2 protein-coding genes are annotated in these 1,939 nt (G+C 33.6%); both read right to left on the bottom strand.

Annotated features, from left to right (window positions below):
• Window positions 1–296: 296 nt before the first annotated feature.
• Complete coding sequence (locus ACQ2HE_RS19850; RefSeq protein WP_430901927.1) at window positions 297–902, bottom strand: Imm26 family immunity protein; 606 nt, start codon at window positions 900–902, stop codon at window positions 297–299.
• A 5-nt stretch (window positions 903–907) separates the two neighbouring features.
• A complete protein-coding gene (locus tag ACQ2HE_RS19845; protein WP_430902508.1) occupies window positions 908–1,909 on the bottom strand; it encodes an RHS repeat domain-containing protein in 1,002 nt (333 codons plus the stop codon).
• Between the last annotated feature and the right edge of the window lie 30 nt (window positions 1,910–1,939).

Here is a 1,939-nt window from a genome sequence, read left to right as displayed (position 1 = left end):
TCTATTGAACCTTTTCATCTGATTTTTTCCTCTCTGATATGTATCAATAATTGCAATAGAATTTGATGTAGTAAATAATCGAGAAGGTATTTTCATATTCTGAGATCAAACAAGCCATAATGATGTGATATCTAAGCTTTAAAAACAGACTTGTTAAAAACAATCTAATTCTTTAAGGGTTCAAAGATAACAAAGAGATAAAATTGAAATTTAATATTTTATGAATAAATAAATTTCACAATAAAATACTTTTCAAATCTGTTAATAAATCAACAAGCCATCTGAGTGCTTTTAGTTTAAATACTTGCCACTCTACCCTTTATTTCATCTGGTAATTTTGAATATGGCGGTAAATCATAAGAACAGTCAAATTCAGCTTTCTCTATCCAACTCAAATTATTTTTAAGTGTTTCAATATTATAATCTTCAAGTTTCATCAACTCAAGAGTTATTTTAAATGGCAGATTTTGCAATGCTAGTTGCCTTGAAAACTCCAAATGTCTAACCTGTTCATACGAGGCTTCTTTCAAAGTGCTTGTATCTCCTAAGTTTTCAAAGTAAACCCATTGGTTAGTATCCGGATCCAAAGGGGGCCATTTACTCTTGACAAAGGGTAAAAAATAATCTTGTATTCGAATCTCGCTGTTGCCAACTATTCGGTGTCTCCATTGTTGTTTATATATAGACCCTGATATAGAGATCGGGGCAAAAAGAAGTAGTTCTTCATTTATTACTGAAGTGTTTGTTAACGGCATTTTGCTAGTGTATAAGAAAACTCTAAGTATATCAGGGAGATTAAGTCCTTTCCATACTAAGTTTGCCTTCAAGTATTTTGCATAGGCAAACCCAAATGAATTTTCAAGCGAAATTTCAATGATGTCACCATTTTTAATTCTTTTCATTGCCATTATTTTGAAAACAGAAAATCAAATTTATTTCCATAATTTTTCTTCAGAAAATCTTCAGCTAGTTTTAATGCCTTATCGTACTGAGTATTATTTTTGCTAATACTATTTATCTGCTGAGTAATTATTCCTTTTTTTCTTCCCCACTCAATAAATAATTGTTCAATACCTTTTGCCGTCATTTTATTTGGGATATTTTCTACTAGCTTACTCGGATTCCCTATAATTCGAGCACCATGCTGCGCCATTCTTCTGGCGTAATCTATAGTAATTCCAAAATATTTACCACTTTTAGGCACATTTGTTAAAAATGTATAAACTGTCCAAATCTTACTGCCTGATTTTCCCATCAACGCTACTCCACTAACTAAAGTACTTGCATTTTTAAGTCTTCCAGGCCCTCCTCCCCAAACAATTGTCATTTCACTTTGATCATCTTCCGTAGGTATTGGTCTGCCTTCATCATCAAAGTAGTTATCAATTTCAGCATAGTAGCTGTCATTCCTCGGACTCAAACTTGAAATTGTTCCTGAACGTATATAGTTCTCTCTGAATACATGTTTTTTTTCTACAGGCTCTTTCGAGTAAGGGTCAATTCTCGTATCAATAATTATTGCGAAACTCCTATTTTCATAGTTATAATAGAAGATATTCGATTCATCAATTTTATTCGTTACCGCAAACTCATTTAAGCGTATTAAGTAGTCTTGACCCATTAAAGAATACCAAATTTTCTTTGCCCATGTCAATGGCTTAACTGGTTCGTTTCCAATAAGATCAATCAAGTCAACTGGACTATTCGCAGCAAATGTGTAAGGAGAGTAATGGCTAAATTTTTTTGTCAATGGATCCACACTCAAAAACTTCCCAATTCTCGGATCATAAATCCGCATGCCGTAGTCTTGTTGGTTTCCGGTTCCTTTAACATCATTATCATTTTCCTTCCCATTAAACCCATATCTAAACTGGCTTCCGGCGGTATAAGAGCGGTTGGGCATCAACATCCCGAACGGAGGGCTGCTTCTAACTCAAAG

It is taken from the genome of Endoryza foliicola (assembly GCF_050589245.1).
Lineage (GTDB): Bacteria > Bacteroidota > Bacteroidia > Chitinophagales > Chitinophagaceae > Endoryza > Endoryza foliicola.
The sequence above is the reverse complement of the archived record's forward strand: the minus strand, read 5'-3'. Positions and strand labels throughout refer to the sequence as shown.